Raw genomic sequence first — 26,361 nt, 5'->3', positions numbered from 1 at the left:
CCCTATTATCCGGCGGACGCGGCCATTCCCTGCTTCCTCAGCAAAGCCACCTGCGCACCGTACATATCCCGAAATACGCCATCTTCCTCCAGCAGTCTGAGCGGTGCACCTTCTTGCACAATCTGTCCGTCCGCCATCACATAAACCCTGTCACAATGCATAACGGTGCTGACTCGATGCGCAATCAGCAGAGCTGCTTTACCCTGAGCTGCAAATTGTTTGACACTCCGAACGACACTTTCCTCCATCACCGGGTCCATTGCAGCCGTAGGTTCATCCAGGATGAGCATGGTCCGGGTATTAGCCATCGCCCGTGCAACTGCCACACGTTGCCATTGCCCGCCCGACAGCTCCGTTCCGTCTGTATATCCTGCACCCAGTCGTTTGCCTCCACTTCGCTCGGTGATATCCTGTACAAGCTGCTGCGCGGCTTCACTCCACTCCCGATGAAGCCCAACATTTTGCTGAATACTCAGCGGGAATCGGGCAAAGTCAGCATAAGCAACAGAGATTGTCCGCAGTCTGTCCGTATGCAAGCTCGGTTTTCCATCCACCCAAATCTGACCTTCGGAAGGCTCAAGCAAACCACAGATCAGATTACATAGCGTTGTTTTACCAGCCCCGTTCTCCCCAACCAGCCCGACAAGCTCTCCCGTTCGAAAATGCATCGTGACATCTGTCAGCACAGGCTTGCTGCTATTGGGATAGGAGAATCCAACACCGTTCAGTTCAATCTCTTTGTCTGCTTCCACAGAAGAAGTTTCTGCTTGATCTGCCGTATCAGCAGCCAGAAAACGCGTGAGATTGGATGCAGCGAGTAATTCACTCGTAAACATGCGAAGCTCCAGTACAAATGCATTGGCTTTGCCAAGCAATTCATCAATCAGTTGAAAGGCGATGATTAAACCGCCGATGGAAGAACTCGCTGTCAGAATGGATACCATATAGGCCGCAGAGATGAGAAGAAGCTGACCGATCTGCATCACTCCTGATGTCTTTTGAGAGGTAAGGAGAAAGGATTGATTGGTCTTGCTGATGTCAGCAAATGTATCTTTCCATAGACTCACGATATAAGGGGAGTACCCAAACAACTTACGTTCTTTGCCCAGTTGAAAATCCATGACGGTGCTACGGTAATAATTTTCACGGATACGCTGTCCCGACAGCTGATTCTCCACGTTAAACATCTGACGGCCCAGCTTGTATTGTTTGAATACAACAAAAGCAAAGGTCACCATCATCACCAGACACCCGATTTTCGTAACAAACCATAGCGCTGTACCCAAGCTGATCAGGGTTACTGCGGCACTAAGAACATCCAGGGCAAGTGTGAGAACGCGATGGCCACGATCCAGACCGTTCGCTGCCTTCTCCGCAGATTCGGAGAACGAAGCATCGAGAAGTTTCTGGTAGGGCACTTTATTGTATTGATCAATGTACAACTCTTTGGCGGCTCGCCCCAAGTGAACACGTAGTCCCTCCAGTGCAATGCCGTATAATGAATCCATGACTTTCTCTCCAATGGTTGCCGCCGCGAACCAGGCCATCAGCATAATCATGCGATCGAGATCCACCCCGGTAATCACCTGCTGAACGGCATATCCGAAAAGAAAAATGCGAATGGCCGGCAATATCCCTTTGAACAGGGTCACAGAGAGAGCAAATGCAATCCACGGTAACAGCTTTCGTTTATTCTTTACCTTGGTCAACCACATTAGGCTACGTCCCCTCCTTCCTCTTCCTTCATCGTCTCCATAAAAGAAGAAGAGGCTTTCCACATCGCCTGATAAGCTTGGCTTCTTTCGAGCAGTCCGTCATGTGTCCCATAGTCCCGAATTTCCCCCTGATCCATCAGGAGAACCGTATCGGCAAAAGCACATCCTACCAGGCGGTGGACAACGAATAATACGGTGTACCCCTCCAACCGATTAATAATGGACTCCAGAATGCTTAATTCATTACTCGGATCAAGTTTGGACGTCGGTTCATCCATAATAATGACTGAGCCTGCCCGATAAATAGCCCGGAACATACTTCTGGCTAACGCCAGCCGCTGCCACTGGCCCTCCGACAGATCTGATCCCCCGACTTCCGGCCATAACTCCGTTTGCTGTCCTTGGGGCAGCATGTTCACAAATTGGGCATTGGTTAACTTCAACGCTTCCATCATGTCATCCGTATGCTCCTTGCGAGTGATATCCCCCAGATACACATTCTCGGCAGCGGATAGCTTATAACGTCCGTAGTCTTGCAGGCAGAAGCCCCCTACATCCTCAGCCACTACAGAACCCCGATCCGGCTTCAACAGCCCCGCAAGCATCAGCATCAAGGTGCTTTTGCCTGAGCCGTTGGCACCAACAATGGCCACCTTGGCTCCGCGTTCCACATCAAAGTTGATGTTTTTCAGCACATCATGATCTCCGTCATAACTGAACGTTAATTGGCGAACGGATATCGCATAGACAGAATGGATATCGTTATTTGTGCAGTCAACTGTGCCTGTGACTGTGATTGTATCCATCCCCGCATTTGGGCTTGAATCTGCACTTCTGACAACAGATGTGTCTGCCACTTTCTCCGTAACCGGACTTGCTGCTCTGTCTGGCTCTTCCTCTACGGGCTGCTGAATCAGTTCCGCCAAAAACATTTTCCGTCCCAGCCAGTGCTTGCCTTGGGTGAGAACCAGACCCAGCAACTGTTCCAGATGCAGGCCTCCAATAAGTAGTGCTGCGACTTCTCCCGGATGTAAAGTACCTTGCCACAGTTTCCATAACCCCACCATTAATACAATGGTTGTCACAACCCCACTGCCAAGTTGACCTGCCAGTCTGTAAAATCCCGTCTTGACTATTTGTCTGATCGTTAACTGCGCGATTCGAATCTGTTCGGTCTGCCACTTGCCTTTCACCCAACCGGATATGCCAAAAACACGCATTTCTTTGGCAGATTTAAACGTGGTCAGCATGTCCAGAAACGTTCCTTCCAGCCTCGTTGTTTCCGAGATACTTTGCAGAAAATCCGATTCAGTAGCTGCTGCCTTTTTCATGAGCCACACATTAAGCACGGTTCCAGCCAGAATCAGCAGAGGTGCCCACCATGCCACCACCAGTAGAATCCATGTCAGGGAGAACCCCGTTATAATGACTTGGAGCAAGGCTGTTAGTCCATCCAGTCCGCCGTGGTAGATCGAGCTGACCGAATCCGAAGTGCTTGAAATTCGGTTTCGCGTTGCCGCTCGAAGCAGTTCATTTTCTGTTCTGCGATTCACGTTATCAAATAACCGGATCGATAGATTGTGATAGACGTGATCTTTTACTTTTCTAAGAAAATAGGGCTGAATCACGTTGAGCAAAATCGCAATCGTGCCAGCCCCAGCAATAATGCCTATGTAAGCTAACGAAGAGTTACGGTCCCCGCTAGCCAGTTGATTCACTGAATGCTTGATCGCCCATACCATGAAGCCAGGCCATACGCCGAGTGCAAAAATAAGTGCTAACAATACCCATATGGCCCGATCCCCTGCCCGGACAATCATCCATATCTGGGCAAATCCGGCATGTATACGGCTCATAATATTCTCCTTCCCGAGGCAGAATCTACGAAAGCGATCGGTGTATGAATCTGTGACAATACGGAAGTCTCAATGTAATAACCTGGTTCCGTCCGAACGGAAGGACATAATAAAACAAATTTCCAAGAGGCTTCGGCATCATGGTCAATGAGCAGACAGATCGTGTCTGTCGTATCGAATTGCTTCTGTCCTGTTGTGTGGTCATAAGTCACAGCGGCTTCATGATGACTGTGCTGGATATGATGCCTGGAGCAGATCTCTGCAGCACCTTCTGCATTCCAGGGTAAGACCAGAAACGGATATGCTCTGTCCAGTCCGCCTTCATCCTCGGCATTGGCAATATCATAATAATCAGCAATCCATCTGGTGTTTGCCAAAAGATTGTACGGGTCGCTTATGCTAACACGAACCTTCTTCTGGATGGTATGTACAACCGTCATAGGGATGTCATGACGAACCTCTTCCAGATGCGGAGGAGGCCAGTGATCATTCAGACTACGAACATATTGAATCAGATGATCCCCGAACCCCAGCTTGCCATCATATTGCGAGAGTGCCCACTGGTAGATTAATTTGTCCTCTTCATGGAAAACCAGATCAATATTCGTACTGAAGAAGTGATCTACTTCAACCAAAATAATCGCCGAGACCAGATTAATCAGATACGGTTTCAGGCCCTCCTTCACTTCTCCATATTCGCCTTCGTGAGCAAGCAGCCATTCTTTAACGAGATAATGAATACCACCTCGCGCGAAGAAAGATACCGTCAGGTTAAAGTCATCCCACAGATGAAGCGGCGGTGCACCAAAGGCCAAATGTACGGAGGTGGACGTTGCTTTGCTCAGACTGGCTCCAAATCTCCCGATCTGCGGGGGAGGCATGGTGGATAACGGATACAGCTTTAATTCCACAACCTCGGCAATGTCAAAATTCTGTATTAACGGTGCAATATATTCCCGAATGGCTCCACATTGTAAAGCCAGGTGATTTTCATATTCAGCCATAACTTCATCCGCTTTTTTATCGGCAGATGCACCTAATATGCGCTTGACCAACTTCACTTCTGGCCCGGTCTGGACAGCCAACATATCTTTCAGAAGCAAACTGCCCCAATATCGATAAACATTAGAACGCAGACCGCGATTACGAATAAGATTCAAGAGCGCAGGTGGATAGTTCCGTTTCTGGGGAACTGTCCACAACTTATCTTGTCTTAATTCATTAATGGCTCTGCATAACTCCAATAACAGCGGATATTGCCCAACTCGTACACGAAGTGTCGGCATCGCATTCCGGCTTCCCTTCTTCCCTGGTACTACATGTCAACGCAAGCCTTATCCGCCTTGCGCTGACACATGCAGGTTATGGTTATGATGGCGTGACTACGTGAGAAAAAACAATCGATTCTCTTCAATGCTGCTTCTCCATTGCTTCGGCACGGCGCTTTCTGGAAAAATAGCTGCCACAGGGCAGGCCAGATCACACAGGCCACAATCGGTACATACCGATGGATTAATATAATATTGCTTGGCATCAGGAGATGTCTGAATGGCTTCTTCGGGGCAAGCCACGATACATTTAGCCAAAACCTCTCCTTCGCATGTGGCGGTAATTACCCATGACATATACTTGTCCCCCTCATATGAAAACCTATAATCGCTGCAATGCTGAGTTCTGCATGCAGGTTATTCCAATACTGGGTGGCTGTTCGAGCCACAAAGTCCACATCACTCATACCAATAATACCGGCAGATTCATCCCTATCCCTCGCCACCTCATAACCGGCAAAGATCACAACGCTGCTAGCAGCATGCGGCAGCTGAGATAGATGCTGCCTTGCACCTTCATGAATGACAACAGATATCCATCCCTTCTCCCGCATACTTATAAGCTGGCTGAACGGGTTTTCCGCAATGATGATATCTACACCAAAGGCACGGGATAACACTTCACCATGTGAAGTACCCATGGCTTCAGGATGAACCACAACCTTCATTTCAGATGATGACCCATGTGAATGAGCTAAGGTCGGGTGACGTTCGTCGGGATTTTGATCCGGGTTCTGATGGAGCATAGGATCTTCCGGTATGTCCAGCCGTCCCAAAATATCATCTCGCCTTACAGGAGGATCGGACAAGTGATTGCGGTCACCTGCAGTAACAACGAAGTCATGTCCCAGACTGATAATACGATGAGCCAGAAAGCCGTTCATCTGGTCACGAACCAGCACAACATCGCCTTCTTTGATCTCCTCCAGCAATGGATGAACAGCAACGCGTTGCCCCTGAACAAGAAGAGGATACATACAGTTGCCATCGATCACGATTGGGATAGACTTTCCTTGCTGCAATGCGTGAATCAGGAAATCCTGTCTGCGGGTACTAAGCATTCGTTCAGAACTCCCATTTTGGATAATGCCGTTACAAAATCCCGGATATCGTCCTCGACATGATCTTCTTCGCTAATATTAAATTTCAGTTTGATCTGCTGACCCATCTCCTCAAGAGATTGCGCAGAATTTGCAAGCATATTCCACACCGCTTTACTGACATCGTCCTCCAAGACAAACACCTCGCCAGAATCCGAAAGAATGAATATTCCCTCTACATTCTCATCAAAAAAAACATCATCGGCTATTTGAAACCACTGGCTCATTGGTTTTACCTCCTGCCATTTTGAAATAAGCGACCATTTTTCTACGAATACCACGTCTGATGCCTGAACAATCCTGCGAATCGGTTCCATCAACATCACCTGTGGCTCCCCAATGGAATGCACGGCAACCCCCGCCGCAAGATTCCCTGAACGTACACTTCATGCACTCTGGCAACGTGTGTACCGTCCTGTTCCGCGAGCGTTCAAACACCTCCGACGTCTCCCATATTTCCCGAAGTGATTTCTCCCGAATCGATCCAGCGTGAAACATCGGAGAATGCATCAGCTTGCAGGGGAAAACGTTACCCTTCGCATCAATTGAAAACTCACTCGTGCCGTGACCGCAATGCCGTCTACGCTCATATTGCCTTACGTTTAAGGCATGGCAGTCTTCATGGGCATCTCCCATCTCAATATCCAACATCCGATCTGCGATACGGCGGCGTTCACCAAAGTTCAATCCTTGCATGCGGTCATCTCCGCGGCCAAGCGTTGCTAGCGGTACAATATTCAAGCGTACCGAACGCTCCGTCGCGAACTCCAGCATGGGATCAACCGAATCCCGGTTATGCTTGGTCACCGTTTGGTTAATCTTCAATTTAATTCCGGCTTCCAGGATCAAATCGATGGCTTTACGCGCTCGTTCCCACGTATTTATACCACGGTTGGCTTCATGCTCCTCTTTATCGAGTGAGTCAAAGCTGATCGTAAACAAATCCACCAGTTTGGCAATTTCGTTGACCTTTTCACGGCTGTTAATCAACGTGCCGTTACTGATTACATTGACTCGTAATCCGATTTCCTTACTGTAGGCCATAAGCTCCATAATATCTTTGCGGATAAATGCCTCACCGCCCGTAAATACGATAGTACTGGTGCCCAGTTCCTTGATCTGTCTGATCATGTCTTTGGCTTCTTCGGTATTCATATCCCCATTCATCGAGCGCTCCGGGCTGCTGTCCGCGTAACAATAAATACAACTCAGATTACATTTGTAGGTGGTAACAAAATAAACAGCGGTAGGCGGTACCTTGCCTATTCCCTGCTTCTGCATCACATCCAGCAAGTGATACTCGGCAGGTCTTTCTCCTTGATAGGCCACACGGTACATCAGCATTTTTCGAGCAACCTGTTTCACCTGCTGAGGGTTCAGACCGGATTCAATCAATTCTGATGCCGACTTCCCGTCATATATCAATTCCGACGCAATCTCATACTCGCTTGGTGAGTACACAACCCAACAGTTGAGTTGAACGTTATGTACGACATAATGACCATCCTCGTAGTACACTGCGACATCCGGAATATGCAATCGTTCCTCTATTTGCATGAACAAGCCTCCAGTAATCAAGATAAGAGGCCGATAAACAGGCCTCTTTGTGTGTTCATGAAGAATAAATGATTAACATCCGTAACCGCCGCCCACTGAAAATGCACAGCCACAGCCGCAGCCTGCTGCAACAGCAATCGCTGCAGATTCCAATTTGCGGAAAGTTGGTTTTTTGTAATTCGTCATATTTTCTCACCTCCTCTCATATAACAACCAAAAGTAAGCGCTTGCAAAAATAAAACGAAAAAGATGTATTACAAGAGGAAGCTGTAAGAGAAAACAAAGAAGCTGAACGAATCCATCGTTAAAAAAATGGGGTGAAGGCTTGTCTAGCACAAAAATTGTACTTTCAAGTCTAGTTGAAAAAGAAAGGAGGAGATCAAGAGGTTTCTAAGAAGTGAATGTGAACAGTATGTTCCTTCACATTGGGTTTCATCATCGATATGTTTGTAGAATTCATGTGTGTGACATGTCTATGTGTAAGTATCCGCTGGATTAAATGTAATTCATTTCATTTAATTGAATTTTTTTCTAGGATACTTCCATTTTTTTGTTGTGTCAACTACTTTTTGAATATTTTGTGAACAATTCATTCCTGTTGTACAGCTTGATTCATTGCAATGTCCTGAAGGGCCTGTTCAAAACGCGCAGCGATATTTTGAACCGCATACCTTCTCACGGATTCTCTGCATGTTTCAGGTAAAGGAAGCGACAGGTCACCTTGCATAATGCCGTCCAAAATAGCCGTCAATTGTTCCAGATTATCAGGCTCATACAGCCAGCCATTGCTGTCATTCACAATCTCGCCTGGCCCATACTTGCAGTTGCTGGAGATCACCGGAATTCCCCTGGAGAGCGCTTCAATCAGAACCAGCCCAAACGGTTCCGTATCGGATGACAGGATTAATGAAGTAGCACTGTGCACCGTATCCCACGGCTTTTGCTGCCATCCATGCCAAACGATATGATCTTGCAGCTCCAATTGGCGGGAAAGTTCTACTAACGATTCATATTGATTACCGTCACCAATGATGTGTAATTCAAAGCATTCCTTATGCAAAGGAGAAAACGCCCTCAAAATCTGATCCACATTTTTCACCTTCGCCAGTCTTCCAACAACCAGAAACACGGGATGTGATGCTCTGTTCACATATGGAATGTGATCAAACTTCACGGGATTATAGACTAACTTATTTTGTTTTTCGGGAAAAACAAATTGCAAATCTCTCCAATTTCCTTCGCTGATCGCCAGATGGCCATCCGCAGCCCGTAAATCTTCGAAGAATTGATAGTAAAAATCCAGATTAAAATGAAGCCAGCTAACCACCGGCACTTGCATATCTAACCGTTTCACCGCCATCGTTGAAGCTTTCACGCCAATAGCTCCCGTCGAGACGATAATATCTGCTCTCGGAAGATCTTTCATGACGTCCGCCAATGCAGCAGAATACATATTGAACAAGATATGCTTCGGGATAAAATCGTTGATCTTGGCAGACAAAGTGATCGTGTTTATTCCCTCTTCCCAGGCATCATCTTCCGATTCCCTTCTTAAAATCACGGTCATATCATGCCTCTGTTTGAGTTCATGATAGATTAACGAGAGGACGGTTTCCATTCCACCTCGGCCACTGAGCACAATATCCACGACAAATATAATGTTCAATACGGGATGCCTCCTTCAGTGCAGAACATTCATAAGCAAAATTCATGCCATTTTTCTAACATTTTCCACCAAATAGTAACACTTCTCCGCTTTAAAGTAAATTGAATTTTCAAACCTTTTACTGGTGCGTAAAAAGCAGCCATCGATAACGCTGTCGAGAGCACTCGATCGCCACTCATCGCTGCTGCTGTTACTTTTGCTTCTGATCTTCTTTACCGAGAATAACGGGCAATTCAATCTGTAAGGTAAAGGTGTCCTCTTGCTGAGATATCTTCAATGTTCCATCATGTTGTTCGATAATCTTCTGACAGCTGACCAGTCCAATCTCGTTGCTGTCCTTGGTTTTGTCGACTGGTCTAATCCGGTTCCCAGCAGTCATGATTAAGCTTTGCTGCCTGATGGACAATTCGATATCAACGGGATAAGATGTATCCGCATATTTCTTTATATTGGAAAAAACATTATCAAACACTCGGCGAATAGCTACAAGATTCATCTCTAGCAGAAAAGGTTGCTCCGTATGTTTGGGCTGGATGCGAACATCAAACTCTTCCATTACGGCGAGCTGCTCATCCAGCAGCTGATCCATTAACTCCCGCCCATCATAGATTTCGAATTCTACTTCCTCTCCCTCTGATGCAGAAGATACGGTGAAGTACTCAAACAGTTTGTCCGATAAAATTTTGATCTGATAAGCCTTCTCCCGGCTATTGTGAATATACTGGTGCAAATCCTCTGGTGTCTTGTACTTGCCCAGTTCAATAATGTCCATATATCCAAGCAGAATCGTCAGTGGTGTACGCAAATCATGAGATATCGCAGTAATCAACTCTCGGTTCGCAGTCCTTACCTTCTCCTCACTGTCAAGCCGTTCCACAAAGGATTTCCTCATCTCATCAATACTGGAAGCCAAGGAGGATAACTCATCTTTACCAGATACCGTAATTCTGTAATCCAGATTGCCTCCTTCCAGTATTTTAATCTCACGCTCCAGCTTGCCAATGTAGGATATTTTCTGATTTATGATGAGCAGGAAAGCAAGAATGAACGCAATCAAAGCGATGAACACCGTCAAGATCAGAAGCAGGTTATAGTATTGATATTCATAGAAACCAACCAGATAAATCTGTGCAGTCTGATCCGCAAACTGAACCGTTGTAATCGGTGTTCTGGATGGTAAAAACTGAGTTATTAGCTCTTTGTTTATCGCAGGATCCGCTTCCGTGTTGGAGGCATAAATCAATTTATCTTGTTCAAATATGAATAGCTCCAAGTACCGCTCCCCGCGAATCCATTCCTTGAGCCTTTCATGATCCTTCGTGGACAAGTGCTCACTGCTCACCATGGTCTGGAATCGTTTCAACGCATCCTGCTGCCTGTTTTCGATAAACGTCGATTTGCCGAGATAACTGTCCAGTGCCGTTTCACCAACGACCTGTAAAACGATGAATGTACCTACAGCAACGAACAGCGAGAGAATAATCGCAAGCACCAGCTTGAGCTTCAGTTTTTTTCCGATGAGCAGTTTATTCAATTTTGTACCCCTTCCCCCAAACCGTCTTCACATATTTAGGTTGCTGCGGGTCATCTTCCAGCTTGTTTCTCAGATTACGAATATGAACCATCACGGTGTTATTGCAGGTATAAAAATAAGGCTGCTGCCACACGCTCTCATAGATATTTTCGGCTGAAAAAACCTTTCTGCGTTTCGATGCCAGCAGCATCAAAATTTGATACTCAATGTCGGTTAGAGAAATTTCCTTCTCTCCTATATATACAGATTTAGAATCCTGGTGGATGGTCAGATCCTTCACCACAATGTGCTCGGACTCCTCAATCTTCTCCTTGCCCCGATACACATAATATCGGCGAAGCAAGGCTTTGACCCTTGACACGAGTTCGGTGTAGGAAAACGGTTTGGACAAAAAGTCATCGCTCCCTGACGAGAAGGCCAATTGTTTATCCGAATCCTGTGTTTTCGCTGTAAGGAACAGGATCGGTGCACTTGTTTTTTCGCGAATCTCCAGACATGCCTTGAGTCCCGACTTGTTAGGCATCATCATATCCAGAATGATCAGATCGGTCTCTTCCGTCACTTTATCAATCGCATCTTGCCCGTCTACGGCTTCAATGACTTCATAATTTTCACTCTCTAATAAAATCTTGACGATTTCACGAATCTCACTGTTGTCATCTGCAATCAAAATCTGCTTGTTGTTATTCATTCGAAATCCCTCCGTTCATCCCAGTATAGTTTGCGAATCTCACCAGAGCCAGCAGATCAGGATTGTCTTAAGAATTCTTCAGAAGTTAAGTAGGTATCTCTTCATGATTTCGTTTTATAATGTTAATAGTCAAAGTCATTACAAAAAGGAGTCCTCAGCTATGCCGCAAACTTCAAAACGTATTGCCATGAAAGTATTGCTTGGTCTGATCGCTGTTGTGTCCACAGGTCTACTGATCTATTATGCACCAGCTATCATTAAAATCATGTCGTCCATGGACAATTTCAGAGCTTATATTCATTCAACGGGACATTGGGGCCCGATCATGTTTATTTTATTTCAAATTCTACAGATTGTCGTTGCACCTATTCCTGGAGAGATCGTACAGATAGCCGGGGGATATATTTACGGTACTGCACTCGGTTCCTTCTATACAACGGTCGGCCTGATCTTAGGGTCAGCCATCGCCTTCTATTTCACTCGTTTTATCGGCCGTGATTTTGTATCGCGCCTGCTGCAGAAACAAAATGGGAAATGGATTTCTTTCATGCATGATGAGCGCAAGTTTGCTATCTTTTTATTTATCTTTTTTGTAATTCCGGGGTTACCAAAGGATATGCTGGTATTCGTTGCCGCGCTGACCTCCATTAGCTCCTTGCGTTTCTTCATCATTCTGCTGGTAGCACGAGTGCCATGGATTATTGGATCGGCTATGGTAGGTTCAACGATTCAAACACAGCAGTATACGATCGCCATCATCATATCGGTTATTGCTGTTGTCGGTTTTGTACTCGGATATATCTACAAAGACAAGTTAATGAACCTGTTCTCCAAAGCGGATAAAACGAATAACACCACCGAGATCATTGAAACAAAAGAAACGAAAGAGACAAGAGAAGCAAAAGAAGTCAGCACAACGATCAAAACCAAAGCTGCACCTGCTATCGTGAAGCCGAGAGACTTGGCAACGAAAAAGGGATAACCTGTATTTCATATTTATTATCCAACATTTTTGTACCATTCAAAATACGAAATAAGGAGCAGATGCCTTTCATCTGTCTCTATCATCATTGGAGGAACACTTATGCAAACAATCGAAACGAGTCGCCTGATTTTACGGAATTTTTCCCCGGAAGACGCTGCTGGATTATTGGAGTATACGGCGAATCCACGAGTGAATTGCTTTATGGATCACAAGCTTACTACGCTGGAAGACGCAGCTGCAGAGGTCGAAAAGCGAAGCAAAGATGACTCCCATATTGCCGTGTGCCTGAAAGACAGCAACGAGATTATTGGAGAGCTGTTTGGCATGACAGAAGGTCATGATCCAGATTCAGAATCAGAATCAAGTTCGGAATCGGGTTCAAAATCAGATTCGGATACGTATAGTGTCGGCTGGAATTTCAATGGAAGGTTCGAAGGAAAAGGATATGCCAGTGAGAGTGCTCGTGCTTTCATGCAATATCTCTTTATGGAACAGGGAATTCGGAGAATTTATGCTTATGTGGAAGACGATAACTACCGTTCCCAGAAGCTGTGTGAGAAGCTGGGCATGCGTCGGGAAGGTCTGTTCCTGGAGTTCATTTCTTTTGTAAAAAATGAAGACGGCACGCCGAAATACGAGAACACGTATCAATATGCGATATTAAAAAAAGAATGGCTGGCACAACAGGCTGCTGCCGAATAGTAGAATCAGTCCTTTCATCGCGTGAGTTGATTCATTGAGCGGATCATTCCTGTATGGGCAACAGCACCATTCAGCCATAAAAATAAGCGGCAGCCTCTCCCCGGTGTTATTTCGGGACAGGCCGCCGCTTCTTTATGTTTACCCTGGGTCCAACAATGTGCTCAGCACTTTCTCCGCCATGGCCTTCCCTTGAGAGATACAATCGGGTACGCCAATCCCTCGATATCCTCCGCCGCCAACGTAAACACCGGGCATAACGTTCGCAAGCATCTGCTCCACCTCAGCGATGCGTTTCAGATGCCCGACTTGATATTGGGGCATGGAGAGCGGTAATCGGTTAATCTCTGTAAAAACAGGCTGCGCGGATATACCCATCGTCTCCTGTAATTCTCGGCGTACTTCTGCAATGATCTCTTCATCATCCAGCTGGTGACTTGCCGGATCACGACCGTATTTCCCTACATATGCTCGCAAAAGAATGTGGCCTTCCGGCGCTGTATGCGACCACTTGCTTGACGTCCAGGTGCAAGCCGTAATTTTGCGTTCTTCCTTACGTGGCACGACAAAGCCGGATGCATTCAGATCCACACCCACATCCTGCTTGCGATAAGCCAGCACAACGTTCATTACCGAAGCATACGGGATGGAACGCAGCCGTTCTGCAATCGGCTCATGCTCATGTGCCAGGATGTCCGCTGCTGCATATGCTGGAGTTGCGAGCACTACCGCATCCGCCGCAAGCATCGTTCCATTGCTAAAATGAACCGTGTAACGCCCACGATCTTTCTCTTCCACGGTTCCTTTATTCTTTTCTTTGGTTTGCTCTTGTTCCTGCTCTGTCTTCGTCACACGAGAGATTTCCGTATTTCGAATCACATGTGCTCTGGATGACAAGGCTTGCTCAAGCTGTGTTACAACACCTTCCAGTCCGCACCGTGCACTCATAAACATACTTCTTACAGCCGTACCCGCTGGCTGTGATGTAGTTTGTGATGCGGGATGAGAAACGGAGCGGGCTACCGACTGGGTTGTAGGTTGAACTGTAGGCTTAGCTCCTTGCTTTGGAGCACGGCTTTTTCTCATACCCAGCATACCCACAATCAGGCTGCGATGTTTCTGCTCCGTTTCCTGTAACATCGGGAACGTTGCCTTCACACTCAGTCCGTCTGCGTTGCCTGCGTATATCCCTGCTAGCAGCGGCTCAGCGATCTGTTCCAGCACTTCATCGCCAAGTCGTCTACGCAGCAGTTGCCCCAGCGATTCATCTTCTTCGCCTGATTTACGTGGCAGAATAAGATCCGCCGCTGCACGTACTTTGCCACGAAAAGTTAACAAACGGGTCGTCACAAACGGCTTCCACTTCGTCGGCACGCCCAGCATAAAACCATCCGGAATCGGATGTAGTTTATTCCGGTAGGCAATATAGCTATGCGACACCCCTGACCGGGTACCGACGAGTTCTTCACCCATGCCGAGCTCCTGCATAAGCTCAATGATGGATGTTTTCCGTGCGAGAAAAGAATCGGGGCCCCGTTCGATCACAAATCCATCCCTTTTACCGGTGTGCACATGTCCGCCGAATCGATCTGTTTTTTCTATAATAGTAAGTTCAGCTGCAACTTCGTTCGCTCTGCACAACTGCTCAATGTAATATGCTGCGCTTAATCCTGTGATTCCGCCGCCAGCGATGACGACTTGTTTAATGCGTTGCTTCTCCATTTTACACTTCCCGCCATAGTTACTTACTTTATCGCAGCGCCGCCGGAATATAGGCACACGCCGGATCACTAGCCATATAATCTCCTGTCATCGCATATGCTCTTGCCCTCGAACCGCCGCACAACGTTTTGTACTCGCACACTCCACATTTCCCTTTTAACTTCGACTTATCCCGCAGGGTCTGCATCACAGTTGAATTGCGGTACACCTCCATCAGAGACTCGTCCTTCACATTACCGCACACCACAGGCAAGAACCCGCTAGGATAGACATCCCCCGTATGACTAATGAACACAAAACCATCTCCATCATTGACCCCTTGAGGTGCACGTCCCAGCATATCTTTGCGTTTGGCGAAAACCGAGGCCCCATCTGCAGGATAACCTGCTGTCCGTTGCTGCATCATGACCCGTCTGTAGTGTGGCGCCTCCGTGGATTTCACGCCGTAAGGCATCTCATCAGCAAGTTGCACCATCCATTTCATGACCTGTTCATGCTCTTCCCCCGTGATCATATCTTTCTCCTGAGCTCTGCCTGTCGGAATGAGGAAAAACAGACTCCACAGCACAACGCCCATCTCTTTCACCTTACGGCTAATCGCCTCCAGATCGTGAAGGTTATAACGGGATACGGTGGTGTTAATTTGAATCGGAATGTCTGCTTGCTGCAAAAACGTGATACCTCTCATCGTCATCTCATACGAACCTCTGGTTCCGCGAAAATGATCATGAATCTCGGCCGTTGACCCGTCCAAACTGAATGCCCAGCGGGATAAACCGACTTCTTTGGCTCGCGTAATCGCCGCTTGTGTGACCTTAGGGGTTGCGCTAGGTGTCATGGACACGGGCAGCCCTTTCTCCCGGATCGCATAGTCCGCCAGTTCAAACAGATCTGGCCGCATTAACGGATCACCACCTGTGAAAACAAATAACGGTTGCTCCTCCAGAGCAGCGATATCGTCAATCAGCCTTTTCCCCTGCTCAGTGGTCAGTTGACGCGGATCAGCCCGATACTGGGCCTCTGCACGACAATGCAAACATTTCAGTGCGCACGCCCGGGTCACCTCCCAGATCACGATGAACGGATATTGGGCATAATCCCGTGGTTTCATCTGCGGCCTTAACCGCTGGTTTGGTGCCTGGAACTGAGGCATCGTCATCCATTCTCCCCCTATCTACATGCCATTAAGTGTAGAGCAGATGTCAGGTCAGGAAAGTGAGAAGAATCACAAAACGGACACTCCGATGACATGTAAGAGATTAGTTCAACTTACATCGTTTATTTTCAAAAGAATAAAAAAGCGACCTCTCCCGAATCCTGCTCGGAAAAGATCGCCGTATCAAGGCACTACGTTTGGTTGAATCCTGCTCCCCATTTACGAGGCATTGTCTATGTCTACGTCTTTGTCACGCCTAAATGTCTATTTCTTTGTAACCCTATGAAAATATCTATCTTATTATGGAGATTAGCTTCCCCAGTATTGCTTCGCAATCTGCTGGCCCTGATGAATCTTCGCCCATTGCTGGGCTTCGCTCAGTTCGTTACCGCCATCACAGGAGGCAAAGCCGCATTGGTGAGACAGCAATAGTCTGTCCTTATCGATGATTTTGGATGCTCCATCCAGTAAACGAATCACACGTTCTTCATCGTCGAGTGTACTCGTTTTGGAGGACAACAATCCCAGTACAATTTCCGTATCCGGTCTGTCTTTGAACACTTCCAGCGCTTCGATAGAACCGGCACGGTCATCATCCCACTCCAGGAAGAAACGATCATACTTCAATTGCTTCAGGAACAGATTTGCAATCTTCGCATATGATCCGCCACCCATATTACGGGAGTCATAGTTGCCGCGGCAGTTATGTGTCCACATTTTCAGACCCAGGCTATGACCGAAGTCAATGACCGTATTGTTGATATCAATAAAATCCGTGGCGAGGCCCTGTACTTCCTCTTGATTAATATGCTCTCCGGTAAACGGCGAGTTCGGATTGTCGTCTGCAAACAGCTCCCACAGACAGTCATCCATCTGCAAAATCGTACCGCCCGCATCTGCAAACTCCTGCACAAATTCCGTATAAGCACTCACCAGACCCGCTTTCAGTTCCTTCGTATTCTGGTACACTGCATCCTTCCCTCCGATGTTGTCCGACCAGGACAATTCACCGAAAATATGGGAGGGCGACGGAATGCATAGTTTAGTCTGCTGTCCACCCGCTTGTTCTTGCAACTGTTTGAACAGTTGAATGAAGTGATGATTCTTGCCGCTTAGTTCACCTGTGATACGTAGTCCGATATCTTTGCGTGTTTCATATTTGGAAGTGCCGTCCACGTCCCGGAAAAAGTAACCATGATCCGCGATATAACGCTCCACTCCGCCAAACCCCCACACAAAATCGAGATGCCACATCGATTTGGAGAACTCGCCGTCTGTGATGACAGATAGATCATTCTCGATCTCTTTCTGTACCACTTGATTAATCGCTTTGGTCTCACATTGCTGGTATCCTTGAAAGTTTTCATAGAATGGATACTGGATATCATCCCGGTGTTCAATCTGTGTTTTATATGTCAGCAGCTCATCCGGCCGCAATAAACTTCCCACGATCTGGAACTTGTCAGTCATGTAAATAACCCCCTCGTTGTATATGATCATCATATCACGCGGAGCGGGGTTAGAAGAGATACCAATAAAGCATGACTAGTTATAGCTTCAGGCTATACCAAATAGAAATTGATTTATTTGAAACAAACTTATTTAAAAATAAGTACAAACTATCGTTTCCAGTCTTTTCGACACAAACATGCTAATTTCATTCTATATATCCAGCAAGAAATTCAAATGCGTGCGGATATGCAGATATCCTTGCTTTCAAATCATAGGGAATAAAAACTCCTTCTTTGAAGCAATGATCCAAAACTGATTCGAAATAATTATCAATCTCTAAAATTCTCTCTTTATCATATTTGTTATATTTTCTTATTTTTTTAGATCTATAAAGTTCTCGATTAAGGTATCGTCTTTCATCCCATCTTCAGTTTCAAAAAATTAATACTCTCACCAATTAAGTCTCTGGCATTTGCTAAAACGGCTTCTACGTGTGAAGAATCATGTATGGTATAATTGCGTAGCAATGGAAAGGAAACACAAGTAGACCGCCCCCCTTGCAAAGGTCGCGGTCTACTTGGTCGTGTATCCTCTTGTTTGAAGCCCACCGCCCTTAAAAGCGGCTATTGTGCAAAGAGTCGTGTTACAGCACGGCTCTCTTTGCATTATAAGCTGTTTATAAGCTTAGTATAACATGCAAAATTCAAATTTCACACCGTTCTGCGGCGCAGTTCGTAAAAATACTGCACGGCAGAATGCTTCATTTTAATCGAATCCGACATGTTCAGAATCCGCTTTTTCCCCACCCGCCTGTCGATCAACGCCAGAATATTGAGCAGAATGTCATTGCTCTCCAGATTGTCCTCGATTGAAGTGGCCAGAAACGTTGTGGCTACCGACGTAAAATTCGATTTGCTCAACGCGGCTTGAGCCGCTAACAGTTCCTTAGCATGAGATGTACTTTTTCTACCTCGCACCATGATCTCCAGGCGTTCTTCCGGGACAGCGCCTTTGGTTTCTTTGCGGATGGCTTCAATCTCTTCCATACTTACAGGAATGACGATATTCGGATCATTCTTAATCTCCTGATCGCTCTGATACCACCGAATGGGTGTGGTCGTATCCGCCATATTGAGGATATTCTTCTGATCCACGGTCAGATAACCACTCCCTGATTTATCCGGTGAATAGCGGTAACTGGTTGCCCGGTACGCTACTGTTCCGGCCAGTGCGGGGCTAAGGAAACTCTCTAATTGTTGTTTTAACTTACTCCAGGACATATATCCTCCTATTCTCAGCAAAGCTTCGGCAGAACATTTACCTAAAGTATAGCACAGCACAACAATACGCCCCTCTAATAGCTAAAGAACAAAGGAATAGTTCACCTTTCAAGGCAGCTGGTTGTTTGGTTCTCCATAGACGTGTGATAGAATTTGGTAATCATTGCAATCTACTCTATCATCGCCGATCACTCTAGAACCTGATTACCTATCATTAGAGATCGTATTCACTAAGGAGAGGGAGATATTAATGACAAAGAAGCAAACTACATTACCTGCTAATCTGGAGCAGCTTTTTAAGAATCAAGATATTCATGCGATAAAAGAAGTTTTTGAACATTGCGAATGGGATGCAATCGGGGGTTATAGCAAAGGCACCGCGCTTAGCTTTCGGCATATTCCAGATGAGATTATTCACTGGCTGGCGGAGCAAGGGGCCGATCTGAATGCCCGTGACAAATACCAGCGTACACCCTTGCATGCTCATGCCTCACATTGGTCGGGGAACGTAACACTTCTCCTTGAACGCGGTGCCGATCTGAATGCAGTAGATTATTCCAATGAAACCCCTTTGCATGCAGCAGTGAATTCATATAGAACACAGGTGGTTCAAGCGCTGATAAGCCGCGGGGCTGAGGTCAACGTGGCAAATAAACAGGGAAATACCCCACTAGCAAAAGGATTAGTCAATTGCCGGAATAGCGATATTGTGAACATGTCAGAGATTTCCTCCATGCTACTGAATGCCGGAGCAACGATCACCCCGGCAATGAAGGAGTCGGTGAAACGAGTTGGCAAGGATTTTGAATTCGTCCGCGAAAATTATAATAAAGACAAGGTTGATGAAGTGTCGGACGCACTGGACAAGTTGTACCGACAATTTGATGTTGAACCTGTGGCCAATCGGATCATGCATGATGGAACAAGCCCCATCCATGTAAAGGCAGATCATTGGTCCGAGCAGCATCAAGAGCTGTGGGCTTATCTCATTCCTCCGCAGGGTCACGCCCCGACGGTTCAGGGCGAGGTCATTCGTATTACAGGGCGCATCTCTGATGAAGTATTGCGCAACGGTGGTGGAAACTGGGATGCAGATTATCGGAAGATGCTGGCTACCCTGGTTCAGCACTTAGGCGCAGGTACTCCACTAAACCCAACTCTCTTACAAGAGGTACACGACTTGGCACACAGGCTACGCAATGGATCGGATTATGATGCACCTGCCCGATTAAGTGAGCTAGCTGTGTTATGGGTGCTGGATAATCCTTATCCGGTCGCATTGGTACAGCCGGAATATAAACGTTGAATTCAATAAGAATCAACCCTATCTTGAAGTTTTCATCTCAACTACTCACACTTTTTCTTTTGTTGATGCTATCATGAAGATATTCAGATATTTATAGCGAATTTTGTAGATTGGGGTCGACTTCATGATCAGGGATATTCTGCGAGTCAGTTCTCGTACGATCTTGCTTCACATCACTTTTGTTATTTGTATCGGTATGGCTATAAGCTACGTCATCATGTCTTCACCAGAATCCCCTCCCGTTCGAAGCGAACAAGGCATGCTCGATTTAACTCAGGATCATATTCGTACGAATCCTGTAAAGTTAGAGGGAGAATGGACATTTTACTGGCATGCGTTGCTTTCGCCTGAGGATATACGAAATCGTATCGAAATGGGTGGACAGTCTGATCGATATATCAATATCCCTGGATCATGGTTAGGCTACCGATTAGATGGTCAAGAACTGACAGGAGAAGGCTTTGCCACTTTTCGTCTGCTCATTAAGCTTAGCGAGCAGGACAGCAATGAGCGACTTGCGCTGCGGCTCCCTACCATTTTCCATGCATATAAACTATGGGTAAATGGAGAACTGCTGACAGCAGCCGGTACGGTTAGTCAGGATAAAAGTGACATGACACCGCAATTGGCAACAAGACTGGTGTTCTTCCAGCCCAAGAGCGACACGGTAGAACTGGTGATACAAGTATCAAATTTCTATCATAATCGTGGCGGTATCACCAAGGAAATAGAATTAGGTGGCAGTAACGTATTAACGGTCCAGACTAAACTGAATGTTGCCACAGACATGTTTATAACGGCAAGTCTGCTCGTCATTGGCATATATAATCTGATGTTGTTCTTGCTCCGCCGTCAGGACAGAGCACCGTTATACTTTGGTCTGTTTACCCTGTTGTTTGGCATCCGATCCATGCTGAATGGCGAGCTGATGTTCACACAATTTTTCCCTGATTTCCCGTGGGAATTGCAGTTCAAAATGGAGTATCTGACTCTTTCTCTTGGCGGCTATATCATTACCAAGTATTTTGAATGTATTTTCCCGAATTATGTCTCGCGATGGTTCCGTCTTGGCAGCCGGATCGCAACTGGCTTACTCTGCCTGGTTGTTGTCGTAACCCCTGCACTGATCTATACCAGAATGTTAATGTTGATTGGTGCGGTCGTTGTTCTTCATATGGCCTATCTGATGGTTGGGTTAGCCAAAGCAGCTATGCAGCATATGGAGGGGGCTCTGATTTTCCTGCTCGTATCCGTGGTTGCTTTGGTTACGGTGATTAACGACTTTTTATATTACAATGAGTGGTCGCCAATCGGAAATACATCACCGGTGGGTCTGTTAATATTTACGATTGCACAGCTGATTCTGCTTTCTTCCAGATTCACAAGGGCCGCAACAAACGAGGTACGGATTGCCCGTGAGCTGCAAGAAGCGAATGACAGGCTAACGGATATGAATACCAATCTGGAGCAACTCGTGAAGGAACGAACACATGCATTATCCACAGCTCATGAAGACCTGCATACATCGTATGAGCAGTTACTCCGCTCAGAACATGGAAGAAAGAAGCTGCTTGCCTATATCACGCATGATTTACGCTTGCCTCTGTCCAGCATGCTTGGTTATGTCGAGGCTGTAAAAGACATGGTGAAGCCGGAACGCAACGAACAGTACCTGAAGTATATCCGTGATAACACGATACGGATTAATCATATGATCGGGGAGTTGTCCTACCTGTCACATCTTGAGACGGGACAAGTTGAATACCAAATGGAGCCGGTTCATGCAGCCGAATTCTTACGTGGTTTTTTTGAACAATATGAGCTGGTTGTGCTTGATGCAGGATTGGATTTCACACTGGACATCGGAAAAGGGGACGATCAACGCGCTGACTCTCCGATCATTGAGATCGATGAGCAAAGATTAGAGCAGGCGTTGTTTAATCTCGTATCCAACGCGATGAAGTTCACCTCTACTGGTGGAAGGATACGTCTTGCTCTAGCCGTGGACGAGACAGAAGATCACCCCTGTGTGATCATTAGTGTACAAGACTCTGGCATGGGTATTCCCCCGGATCAACTCGAGCAAATCTTTGATCGCAATTACAGATATGATCGGCCGAGCACAGACATGAAAGTAGAGGGCAGCGGACTCGGACTCGCGATTTGCAGGGAAATTGTGCAAGCGCATGGAGGGATCGTTCAAGCGGATAGCGATGGCCAGACGGGATCGATATTTTATATATCGCTGCCACTGTATTCAAAAAGCAGGAAGGTGACAGCATGAAGGACACGTACAAAATTATGATCGTCGATGACGATCCCCATATATGCGAGATTGTTCAGGCGTATTGTGAACGAGAAGGTTTTAGTTCCTCATATAGCCACACCGGGACAGAAGCCATGCAGCTGCTGACATCGTTTAACCCGGATTTGATTGTGCTGGATGTGATGCTTGCGAATGAAAGCGGCATTGACTGGTGCAGGAACGCACGGGTCTATACCGATGCTCCGATCTTGTTTTTGAGCAGTCGTGAGGAAGATGAGGTAAAGATCAGTGCATTGACCGATGGCGGCGACGATTATGTGACCAAACCGTTCAGTCCGGGCGTGCTCATGGCCAAAATCAAGGCCCACCTTCGCAGAGTATCGACAAGCAGACGGGAACAACTGTTGGAGTTACCAGGAATGACACTGGATTTCTATGCACAGTCCGTCAACATAGGCAATAAACCGATCTTTTTATCCAAAAAAGAATTTAGTCTCCTCTCCTATATGGCACAACATGTGAATCGGGTCATCTCTGTCGATACGTTGTTCAATCTCGTCTGGGGCATGGAAAGTCTGGAGGATACGAGAACAGTTGCTGTACATATCAGTAATCTGCGAAAAAAAATCGAGGATGATCCTCTCCATCCAGAGAGAATTATTACGATTCGGGGAGCCGGCTACATGTTGACCTCGTCATAACCATTTCCGTAGCTTTAACTCAGCGATTTGCTGGCCCGGCACCAAACTTTAGCCGCATGTTGTCGTGATAAGCGCAGGACGTGTACTGGAATACCTGGTCGATGTGATTGACCCTTCCGGTAACGTCTTTTTATTTTGCAGAAAATAAAAAAAGAGTTATCCTTTAATGCAGTTATTTCTGCATATAAAAAGAAGCCCAAGCGGTCATCCCGCTTGAGCGATTTGAAAATGGATAACTCTCCATTCCGACGTATTCTCCTGTTATGAGACACCGGAAGTGCCGCCTTCAATTACAATTTCCGGCAACAAAGGTATACTATGGGCGATTTCAAATACTTTTTTCTTCCGCCTCCGCCTTCTCTATCTGTTCCTTCCTTACGAACTCATCGAGTAACTCACGTACTCTAGCGGTAGTTTTGGCGTTCATCAAGTTACCTCTCAGCTCACTTGCACCGCGGAATCCACGGACATAGATTTTGAAAAAACGCGCCAGCGGGCTGAACGAACGTGGTTCCAGCTCAGAATACCGATCATGCAGATCCAGATGCAACCGCAGCAGGTGAAGGAACTCCTCTGTGGTATGCTCCCTCGGCTCCTTCTCAAAAGCAAACGGATTCTGGAATATACCCCGTCCAATCATAATGCCATCCACACCGTACTGCTCTGCCAGTTTCAGGCCGGCTTCACGGCCTAGGATATCCCCGTTGATGGTTAGCAGCGTATTCGGTGCGATCTCATCCCGCAGTTTTTTGATCTCGGGAATCAACTCCCAGTGGGCATCCACCTTGCTCATTTCTTCTCTTGTGCGCAGGTGAATGGACAGATTCACGATGTCCTGCTGCAAAATATGAGTTAACCAGTCGCGCCACTCATCGACCTCGGTGAAACCCAACCTTGTTTTCACGCTGACCGGTAAGCCTCCGGCTTTCGCCGCTTGAATAATCTCCGCGGCAAGCGCAGGTCGGCAGATCAAGCCACTTCCTTTGCCGTTTTCCGCTACATTGGCTACAGGACAGCCCATATTAATATCGATGCCTTTGAACCCTTCCTTCGCCATGCCGATGCTCATCTCGCGAAAGAACTCCGGTTTGTCTCCCCAAATATGAGCTACAATGGGTTGTTCATCTTCAGTAAACGTTAACCGTCCACGCACACTTTTGTTCCCCTCCGGGTGGCAGTAACTTTCCGAATTCGCAAACTCGGTAAAAAATATATCCGGTCTTCCCGCCTCACTGACGACATGCCGAAATACCACATCCGTCACATCCTCCATCGGCGCAAGTATGAAAAATGGTCGTGGCAATTCACGCCAAAAATTGTCTTTCGTCATATCCAAAACCTCTCTATGCATACTAGGGAAATGATTTATCCCGAAAATAGCCAAACATCTGTAGAACAATTATATCATACCCCTGAAAGAAGCATACTTCTCCTGTAAAACGGAATATATTTGACATTAATTTATATCAGAGATATTATAGATATGTTTAATCTTTAATTAAAAAGTGATTGGTAGCCACTTATAAAGGAGATTAATGAAAATGGATATACTAACGAGTCAATACGAAATGATTAAACGAACAAGAGAGTCCCTCTTCCGGATGTGTGAGACGATGTCCCCTGCAGCTTATTTGCAAACCGCCAACGCATTAGGCGGAGAATCCATCCGTAACCTGCATGTTCATGTCACAGATTGTTATCGCGTATGGTTAGGCGTCCGTGGTCTCGGACGAACCATTCCAAAGTTAAAGCCAGAATCCATCAGAGATGTACAAGAAATGCGTGCATTATTTGCAAAGACAGATTTGCTGGTTGATGAATTTCTCCATCATTTCAGAGACAACTGGGACATCGATATTCAAGCTAGTTGGATGAGTGAAACCGCTGAATTAAGCGAATTATGGCTATTTACACATTGCACAACCCATGAATTTCATCATCGAGGGCAGATTACGAAAATCGCAAGACTCCTCGGAACCATTCCTCCCAAAATGAATTTGTCCAAAATAAAATAATCTCATGTGGTTTCCTGATCTTCACCTTGCTGATCCCCAAAGGCTCGGCTACAATTAATCTCGGCAGGCGCTGGATTGGGCCAATTGTATACAATGGAGGTCTACATCACATATGGAAATTTCACTGGATATGATCAAAGACAAGGTTGAATGTCTTCAAGCTTATGATTTTCAGGAACTGGAACGAGCAATTGATGACCGCATCAGCATGAACAAAGCTCTACTTTTGCGCGTAAAGCTGGTTCATCACCAAGTTACGTTCGATCCTGTTCGTAATAAAATGCTCTATAGTGCCGTCGTACATTTTGCTATGGCTTGATGGGTTCATGCGAAGTTCGTGCGGGATTACGCGATATCGAATGGAGCACAACGAGCAGGTTATCCAAGAGAAACCTGCTCGTTGTATTTATGAATTTTATATTTTATATATAAAGCTCCATCCGTCACAGGATTAGCACACAACTAACCACTTATCACGGATTCAGTGAGTAAGGGAGAATACATCATAAGTGCATTGTTTTCCGTGATAAATTCATCCTTAATTAACTCGCCCTCTGGATTAAAAACACGCCGATGTAAAACATTATTCCTTACATAACCTCCCCAATGCTGCTGCTGGATGCGGTGCTTTTTTTCATAGATCTCATAAGAATACATCGCTTTCTCTTCTGCACGCTATTCCCCTCGTAACACATGATCTTTCAACTCCAGATGAAGCTGGTAGGATATTGACGTAGGATTGGAGATCATCAGATCCAGGTAGTTGTACGCACACGTTGCCCCACTGCCAAACGGCTGCGTACGATTAGAGTCCGGGAAAACATCATAACTATGCCGATGACGCTCCACAACAGTGAGCGGTGTGTGAAGTGTCATCCAATAAATAAGATTTGAGAGCTGACAAAGCCCTCCGCCAACCCCTGGTTTGAAGCCGCCATAAAATAATATCATCCCCGGAACATAACCTTTGCGCACTGTCGTTTTGCCGATCAGCTTCCAATAAGACATCATTTCACCCGGTCGCAGGATAAGTCCATGGAGTCGCCCGATCGCGATCGACAGATTAATTTCTTTGTTATGCTGAAGCCACATATCAACGTCCTTCAGCTTTCGAAGGGTGGGTGTTTCATGATGAAACACAACATGTGGAAGCTTTTCAGCTGAGAAGGTTTTTGCAAATGAAGTACCGTCAACCAGCCACCTCGCATACCTTCGCCAAGTATAATATGTTTTCCCTAACATCAACCGCAGCTTGGATCTCGGAATGGGTTTGTTCATGGATTGCATCAGTCCTCCTTTGACCATATTATGACGTTTCCATTGTGCATTGGG

General features: G+C 46.3%; 22 protein-coding genes and 1 pseudogene. 7 read left to right on the top strand and 16 right to left on the bottom strand.

All coding sequences use genetic code 11. From position 1 onward, the window contains the following. Nucleotides 1-5: 5 nt before the first annotated feature. From ACUTVW_RS17915 to ACUTVW_RS17870, 10 genes are all read right to left on the bottom strand, one after another. On the bottom strand, nucleotides 6-1,715 hold the full coding sequence (locus ACUTVW_RS17915; RefSeq protein ID WP_445647041.1) for an ATP-binding cassette domain-containing protein: 1,710 nt from the start codon (nucleotides 1,713-1,715) through the stop codon (nucleotides 6-8). Continuing rightward, the gene (locus ACUTVW_RS17910) at nucleotides 1,715-3,571 is read right to left on the bottom strand and encodes an ATP-binding cassette domain-containing protein (protein WP_445647040.1); all 1,857 of its coding nucleotides are present in this window, start codon (nucleotides 3,569-3,571) and stop codon (nucleotides 1,715-1,717) included. The genes ACUTVW_RS17915 and ACUTVW_RS17910 overlap by 1 nt, the downstream gene beginning before the upstream one ends. After that, the gene (locus ACUTVW_RS17905; protein ID WP_445647039.1) at nucleotides 3,568-4,857 is read right to left on the bottom strand and encodes a hypothetical protein; all 1,290 of its coding nucleotides are present in this window, start codon (nucleotides 4,855-4,857) and stop codon (nucleotides 3,568-3,570) included. The genes ACUTVW_RS17910 and ACUTVW_RS17905 overlap by 4 nt, the downstream gene beginning before the upstream one ends. Before the next feature lie 96 nt (nucleotides 4,858-4,953). Next, on the bottom strand, nucleotides 4,954-5,196 hold the full coding sequence (locus ACUTVW_RS17900) for a 4Fe-4S dicluster domain-containing protein (RefSeq protein ID WP_445647038.1): 243 nt from the start codon (nucleotides 5,194-5,196) through the stop codon (nucleotides 4,954-4,956). Then, nucleotides 5,184-5,960, bottom strand: coding sequence for a S24/S26 family peptidase (locus ACUTVW_RS17895; RefSeq protein ID WP_445647037.1), 777 nt, complete (start codon nucleotides 5,958-5,960; stop codon nucleotides 5,184-5,186). The genes ACUTVW_RS17900 and ACUTVW_RS17895 overlap by 13 nt, the downstream gene beginning before the upstream one ends. After that, nucleotides 5,930-6,226 carry a PqqD family peptide modification chaperone gene (locus ACUTVW_RS17890; protein WP_445647036.1) on the bottom strand — a complete coding sequence of 99 codons (297 nt, stop codon included), beginning with the start codon at nucleotides 6,224-6,226 and terminating at the stop codon, nucleotides 5,930-5,932. The genes ACUTVW_RS17895 and ACUTVW_RS17890 overlap by 31 nt, the downstream gene beginning before the upstream one ends. After that, nucleotides 6,198-7,556: a radical SAM protein gene (locus ACUTVW_RS17885; protein WP_445647035.1), complete on the bottom strand. Its 1,359-nt coding sequence runs from the start codon at nucleotides 7,554-7,556 to the stop codon at nucleotides 6,198-6,200. Before ACUTVW_RS17885 ends, ACUTVW_RS17890 begins: the two co-directional genes overlap by 29 nt. A 589-nt stretch (nucleotides 7,557-8,145) precedes the next feature. Further along, on the bottom strand, nucleotides 8,146-9,222 hold the full coding sequence (locus tag ACUTVW_RS17880; protein ID WP_445647034.1) for a glycosyltransferase: 1,077 nt from the start codon (nucleotides 9,220-9,222) through the stop codon (nucleotides 8,146-8,148). A 190-nt stretch (nucleotides 9,223-9,412) separates the two neighbouring features. Further along, nucleotides 9,413-10,756, bottom strand: a complete 1,344-nt coding sequence (locus ACUTVW_RS17875) for a histidine kinase dimerization/phospho-acceptor domain-containing protein (protein WP_445647033.1) — start codon at nucleotides 10,754-10,756, stop codon at nucleotides 9,413-9,415. Beyond that, nucleotides 10,749-11,447, bottom strand: coding sequence for a response regulator transcription factor (locus tag ACUTVW_RS17870; protein ID WP_434752887.1), 699 nt, complete (start codon nucleotides 11,445-11,447; stop codon nucleotides 10,749-10,751). Before ACUTVW_RS17870 ends, ACUTVW_RS17875 begins: the two co-directional genes overlap by 8 nt. A gap of 160 nt (nucleotides 11,448-11,607) precedes the next feature. Between ACUTVW_RS17870 and ACUTVW_RS17865 the strand changes: the two genes are divergently transcribed. Both ACUTVW_RS17865 and ACUTVW_RS17860 read left to right on the top strand, forming a co-directional pair. Next, nucleotides 11,608-12,429 (top strand): TVP38/TMEM64 family protein, encoded by an 822-nt coding sequence (locus tag ACUTVW_RS17865; protein WP_445647032.1) that lies wholly within the window; start codon nucleotides 11,608-11,610, stop codon nucleotides 12,427-12,429. A 102-nt stretch (nucleotides 12,430-12,531) separates the two neighbouring features. Next, nucleotides 12,532-13,134 carry a GNAT family N-acetyltransferase gene (locus ACUTVW_RS17860; RefSeq protein ID WP_445647031.1) on the top strand — a complete coding sequence of 201 codons (603 nt, stop codon included), beginning with the start codon at nucleotides 12,532-12,534 and terminating at the stop codon, nucleotides 13,132-13,134. Between the two features lie 138 nt (nucleotides 13,135-13,272). On the opposite strand, the gene hemG is transcribed toward ACUTVW_RS17860, so the two are convergent. From hemG to ACUTVW_RS17840, 4 genes are all read right to left on the bottom strand, one after another. Continuing rightward, the gene (hemG, locus tag ACUTVW_RS17855; RefSeq protein WP_445647030.1) at nucleotides 13,273-14,853 is read right to left on the bottom strand and encodes a protoporphyrinogen oxidase; all 1,581 of its coding nucleotides are present in this window, start codon (nucleotides 14,851-14,853) and stop codon (nucleotides 13,273-13,275) included. Between the two features lie 28 nt (nucleotides 14,854-14,881). Continuing rightward, nucleotides 14,882-16,006 carry a TIGR04053 family radical SAM/SPASM domain-containing protein gene (locus ACUTVW_RS17850; RefSeq protein WP_445647088.1) on the bottom strand — a complete coding sequence of 375 codons (1,125 nt, stop codon included), beginning with the start codon at nucleotides 16,004-16,006 and terminating at the stop codon, nucleotides 14,882-14,884. 312 nt (nucleotides 16,007-16,318) lie between these two features. Then, nucleotides 16,319-17,479: a cobalamin-independent methionine synthase II family protein gene (locus ACUTVW_RS17845; RefSeq protein ID WP_445647029.1), complete on the bottom strand. Its 1,161-nt coding sequence runs from the start codon at nucleotides 17,477-17,479 to the stop codon at nucleotides 16,319-16,321. 692 nt (nucleotides 17,480-18,171) lie between these two features. Next, entirely contained in the window at nucleotides 18,172-18,741 is a 570-nt protein-coding gene (locus ACUTVW_RS17840) for an SF0329 family protein (RefSeq protein ID WP_445647028.1), read from the bottom strand. Between the two features lie 250 nt (nucleotides 18,742-18,991). On the opposite strand from ACUTVW_RS17840, the gene ACUTVW_RS17835 reads away from it, so the two are divergent. The 3 genes from ACUTVW_RS17835 (at nucleotide 18,992) to ACUTVW_RS17825 (ending at nucleotide 23,014) form a co-directional block, all read left to right on the top strand. Beyond that, complete coding sequence (locus tag ACUTVW_RS17835; RefSeq protein WP_445647027.1) at nucleotides 18,992-20,047, top strand: ankyrin repeat domain-containing protein; 1,056 nt, start codon at nucleotides 18,992-18,994, stop codon at nucleotides 20,045-20,047. Between the two features lie 124 nt (nucleotides 20,048-20,171). Then, on the top strand, nucleotides 20,172-22,331 hold the full coding sequence (locus tag ACUTVW_RS17830; protein WP_445647026.1) for an ATP-binding protein: 2,160 nt from the start codon (nucleotides 20,172-20,174) through the stop codon (nucleotides 22,329-22,331). Beyond that, the gene (locus ACUTVW_RS17825) at nucleotides 22,328-23,014 is read left to right on the top strand and encodes a response regulator transcription factor (protein WP_445647025.1); all 687 of its coding nucleotides are present in this window, start codon (nucleotides 22,328-22,330) and stop codon (nucleotides 23,012-23,014) included. The genes ACUTVW_RS17830 and ACUTVW_RS17825 overlap by 4 nt, the downstream gene beginning before the upstream one ends. A gap of 328 nt (nucleotides 23,015-23,342) precedes the next feature. Here ACUTVW_RS17825 and ACUTVW_RS17820 read toward each other — a convergent pair whose 3' ends face one another. Next, complete coding sequence (locus ACUTVW_RS17820; protein WP_445647024.1) at nucleotides 23,343-24,344, bottom strand: tRNA dihydrouridine synthase; 1,002 nt, start codon at nucleotides 24,342-24,344, stop codon at nucleotides 23,343-23,345. Between the two features lie 211 nt (nucleotides 24,345-24,555). Here ACUTVW_RS17820 and ACUTVW_RS17815 point away from each other — a divergent pair, with 211 nt between their 5' ends. Continuing rightward, nucleotides 24,556-25,029, top strand: a complete 474-nt coding sequence (locus tag ACUTVW_RS17815) for a DinB family protein (protein WP_445647023.1) — start codon at nucleotides 24,556-24,558, stop codon at nucleotides 25,027-25,029. Nucleotides 25,030-25,141: 112 nt separating this feature from the next. Continuing rightward, entirely contained in the window at nucleotides 25,142-25,348 is a 207-nt protein-coding gene (locus ACUTVW_RS17810; RefSeq protein WP_445647022.1) for a DUF2536 family protein, read from the top strand. A gap of 143 nt (nucleotides 25,349-25,491) precedes the next feature. On the opposite strand, the pseudogene ACUTVW_RS17805 reads toward ACUTVW_RS17810, so the two are convergent. Continuing rightward, nucleotides 25,492-26,316, bottom strand: a pseudogene (locus ACUTVW_RS17805) (VanW family protein). Between the last annotated feature and the right edge of the window lie 45 nt (nucleotides 26,317-26,361).

It is taken from the genome of Paenibacillus sp. TSA_86.1, assembly GCF_052691815.1.
Note: the sequence above shows the minus strand (reverse complement) of the source record. Positions and strands in the feature narration are given on the sequence as shown.